This window comes from Microvirga sp. P4_G7 (assembly GCF_056401005.1).
In genome coordinates, this window is the sequence record NZ_JBFUKD010000311.1 from 1 (window position 1) to 4,132 (window position 4,132).

The window sequence follows — 4,132 nt, forward strand, 5'->3', positions numbered from 1 at the left end:
CCGCCGTTGTTCTGCAAGAGAAAACCCCAGACGATCGTCCATGCGACGAGGGACACGACGACTGGCGAGAAGAAAATCGTCCGGAAGACGACGATGCCGCGCAGCTTCTGGTTCAGGAGGACGGCGAGCATGAGCGCGAGCGCCATGTTGAAGGTGACGAGCCCTGCAGAGAAGACGGCCGTCGCCGCCAGAACCTCCGGCAAGACCGGATCCGTCAAGAGCTGCTCGTAGTTTTGTGTTCCCGTGAAGTTGAAGGTTCCGGCCAGCACATTCCATTCGTGGAGGCTGTACCAGAACACCAATGCCAGGGGGACGAGAACGAAGACGAACATCCCGACGACCTGGGGCAGGATGAAAAGATACGCTGCGACGGCATCCCGTCGGGCAATCGTCCAGAAGGGCTTCTTGCGAAGCCCTTCTGCTCGCGTGGCGCTATCGCCGGCGATGGTCGTCACACCCATTCTCACCGACTGAGCAGCGGTGCGATGCGGCCGCATATGGCGGTCAACCCGGCTTTGACATCCGCCTGGGGAGTCCAGATCGGATCAAGCCCAGCGCGAACCAATTGCTGGATCTGAGCAAAACCCGTATGGCTCGGCTTAACCTTTCCGGTCGCGATCCCCTTGATGACCACGTCCTCGATTTGCTCGGGCTTGAGTAGTGGATTCGTCTTGGCAAGAGTCGTGGCGTTGAGGAGGCTCTTGCGCGGCGGCGGGAAGAATTGCGCCATCTTCGCTGAATTTTCCGGGTTCGTCATGAACGCGAGAAAGCGAGCCGCTTCGGGTGCGCTCTTACCCGCCTTGAAGACTCCGATGCCGGCTTGACCGATCACGGCATAATCTCCGATCGGCCCCTTTGGCAGCGGTACGAGATCCCATGCGAAACCGTCCTTGGGCAACAGGGATGCGCGGCTGATCTGCGTGATCGTCATTGCGGCGTCGCCGGCGAAGAAATCCGCAGACGTTCCCGGTCCCGGCATGGCCTTGTCGGTGAAGATCGCCTTGTGAATGAACGTGATCGCGTCGATGGCGGCCGGCTTGTCAAAGCCGCAGGTCTTRCCATCCTCGCTCCATGGAGCGGCGCCCCACCCATTCCAGACGGTCGAGAGGTTGTCCCACCCCCGGAAATCGAAATCGCGGATCACCAAGCCGGCCTTGCCGGTCTTTTGGTTGACGGCGGATGCCATCGCGATTGCGTTCGGCCATGTCCATTGACCAGCGGACCGCAGTTCGGCGGGCGTCTTCTGGCCAGCCTGCTTGATCAGATCGTTGTTGACGAAAATGCCGAACGGCGAACTGGAGAAGGGATACGCATAGAGGTCCCCGCCCTTGGTCCACAGCGCTGTGGCGCTCGGGACGATGTCACCGAGGTCGTAGCCCTGGGTGGCTTTGAACGTTTCGTTCAGAGGGATGAGTGCTCCCGAATTGACGAAATCCGGCGCCGAATTTTCAAAGATCCAGGCAAGATCGGGCGCATTCCCACCCGCGATCTGTGTCGTCAGCGCCGTCGTATAGGTCTCGAACGGAAGCGACTCGAACGTCACCGTCACATTGGGATGCGTCTTCTTGTAGTCCTGTGCGATCCCGTTGAAGAGATCGAGATGCGGCTTGTTTGCAGTCCAGACGACAAACCGCAAGGCGACTGCGTCTTGGGCATAAGCAGATGAAGCGGCCAGACCGATTGCGCCGATGACCGCAAGGGATGCGGCAAGCGGGCGGATCCTATTCTTGAGCGTCATGGTTTCCTCCTTCGTTGTTTAGTATCCCCTCACGTCCGGCCAGCGGATCTCGATGCCTTCGCGGCCGAGCAGATGCTGGAAATCGACGAGGTGGTTCTTGTCTTCGCGGACTGCATGCGGCGTCAGCCTTCTGTCGAGGCAGTAGGCCGAAAGCAGGCCTGCGACTTCACCGATGTTCCACTCCACTGGGTGGAGCCGGTAACATCCGTTGGTGATGTGGGTGGTGCCGATATTCTTTCCCGCGGGAAGAAGATTCGCAACGCGCTGCGGCAACAGGGCACCGAGCGGGATTTCAAACGGGCAAGAGCCGACATCGATGTAGTTGTCGCCACCCGTGGAGGGATGCAGATCGATACGATACATGCCGATACCGACGGAATCCTCGTAGTTGACGGCGCCCCTGTCGCCACGAACCGCAAGGGAGAGATCCTGCTCGGCGATCGTATAGGCGGCCTTGATGCGACGGCTCTCACGGATGTACGGCGCTTGGGCGAGACCGTGCTCCGTGCCTGTCACGTCACCGCGAAGCCGCAGGCCCCGGAAGCCCACTCCGCCGTCGACGCGGGGCGCCTCTGTCTGGAGCCAATAGAACACACAGCGGGATAGTTCCTCGGCGCCCTTGAGATGACGACGAGCCTCCTGCTCCGGTATGTCGAAGACCGGACCTTCGAAATAGTCGATCATCGGCCAGTTCACGAGGCAGATGTCGCTTTGGTACGCGCCGTCGACGAAATTGCGCCGTGCCGCGATACGCCTGAACGTCCACAGATTGCCGTCGCCCGGGTTCTTACGTTGATCCGCGTCGACGAGGAGCGGGTCGTCGTCCGGATTGGGTGTGAAGCTGCGCTCCACGATTTCCAACGTTCGCGGATGGGGCGACTTCCAACCCAGGAGCGGGCCACCCCAGAAGGCCGGTTCGTACTTACGCCAGAAATCGTAATTCGCCGGCTTGTCGACCGTTTGATCCCCGTCCACATGATCGACGGCAAAGCAGATGGAGACGGCTTGCATGTTCAGGGGCTGCGCCTCTTGCGGAGCGCTCGGCTCGCCGGTGTCGCGCTGCGCCTCGAATCCGGTGACATATTCCGTCCCCGAAAGCGGCAGAAGCTCCCCCGTTTCGGTGGCATCGATGAAATAGGTCGCCGTGACGGTTACTTCTCTTCCTTCGTCGCGATGCGCAAGCCGTACAGAGCGCAACCGGTCCCCATCCATATCGACGCCGGTGGGACGATAGGGTTGCAGGATGGTCAGCGTACCACCCCCGCGATAAGGCGCGAGCATGGCCTCCATGACCGCAAGCGATACTCTGGGTTCATGACAAAGACGGCTGACCCAACCGGCGCCAGGATTGAGATCATGCCACGCACGGGACCGCTCGGTCAGTGGAAAGTGTTGGCGATAATAGGAGCGAATCCCATCGCGCAATCGACGATAGCTCGCCGTCACGCCAAATTGTTCGACCCAGGAATGTTCGTCCGGCGGAACAGCCTGGCTCGTCAGTTGCCCGCCTATCCAGTCGTATTCCTCCGTCATGATCACGGTGCGCCCACTGCGCAATGCAGCGAGCGCTGCCGCGACGCCGCCGAGTCCGCCACCGACGATCAAGATGTCCGCACGCAATTCCTTCACGATTTTCTCTTTTCGTTCAAAGCGGGGCCAAGCGTCTCGCCCCTCACCAGGTCACAGGGAAGAAGCTTTTGTTGCTCGTGAGGCAGTCCATCGAGCGCAGCCGTCAGCGCCGCCACGGCCTGGCGTCCCATCTCCTCACGGGGGATGAGAAAGCGTGTAAAGTCGACTCGCTCTTTGGCCGGCCGGGTCGGATTTCCAAGCGCCACAACCGATAGATCGGCAGGGAATGACAAGCCCGCGCGACGAGCCGCACGTTCGAAGACGGCAGCGTCGGCGAGATCTTCGAAGAATGCGACGGTGGCTCCGCCAGTCACGATCTCGCTGAGAAGGTCCACGCTCTTTCGGTCAGCAGGCTGATGACACGTGATGGACGCGCCGGCCGTTGCGCATGCACCAGCAAAGCCAAGCCAGCGATCGACTGACGATTCAGCGCCTTCGCGGTGCCCGATATACGCGAAACATCGATGCCCCATGGAATAGGCCAGCCGCACGAGATCTGCGGTCGCGCCGGCATAATCGGCGCCGACATAGGGCACCGGTCCGCCGGCATCGTCGCGGCGCCCGACCGCCATGAAAGGATAGTCGCCCGCAACGAGTTGCGTCAGTTCCTGGCGATCGAATTCGCGACCGAGAATCAGGCATCCATCCGCGAGACGCAGACGACTGTTTTCCGTGAAGATGCGACGCTGACCGTTTTCGGTCGGCGCGGCCGTGAAGAGCAAAAGGTCGTACCCGTGCTGTTGCGCGCCATGCTCGATACCGAGA

The 4,132-nt window shown here is 60.9% G+C and carries 4 protein-coding genes; all 4 read right to left on the bottom strand.

Annotation, left to right across the window (positions count from 1 at the left end; all coding sequences use genetic code 11):
- On the bottom strand, positions 1–461 hold a 461-nt coding region (locus AC1DT3_RS13445), incomplete at its 3' end, for a carbohydrate ABC transporter permease (protein WP_477465755.1).
- A 2-nt stretch (positions 462–463) separates the two neighbouring features.
- Complete coding sequence (locus AC1DT3_RS13450; protein WP_477465756.1) at positions 464–1,738, bottom strand: ABC transporter substrate-binding protein; 1,275 nt, start codon at positions 1,736–1,738, stop codon at positions 464–466.
- Between the two features lie 18 nt (positions 1,739–1,756).
- Positions 1,757–3,367, bottom strand: a complete 1,611-nt coding sequence (locus AC1DT3_RS13455) for an FAD-dependent oxidoreductase (protein WP_477465757.1) — start codon at positions 3,365–3,367, stop codon at positions 1,757–1,759.
- A partial coding sequence (locus AC1DT3_RS13460; protein WP_477465758.1) for a substrate-binding domain-containing protein occupies positions 3,364–4,132 on the bottom strand: 769 nt, incomplete at its 5' end. The genes AC1DT3_RS13460 and AC1DT3_RS13455, both read right to left, overlap by 4 nt.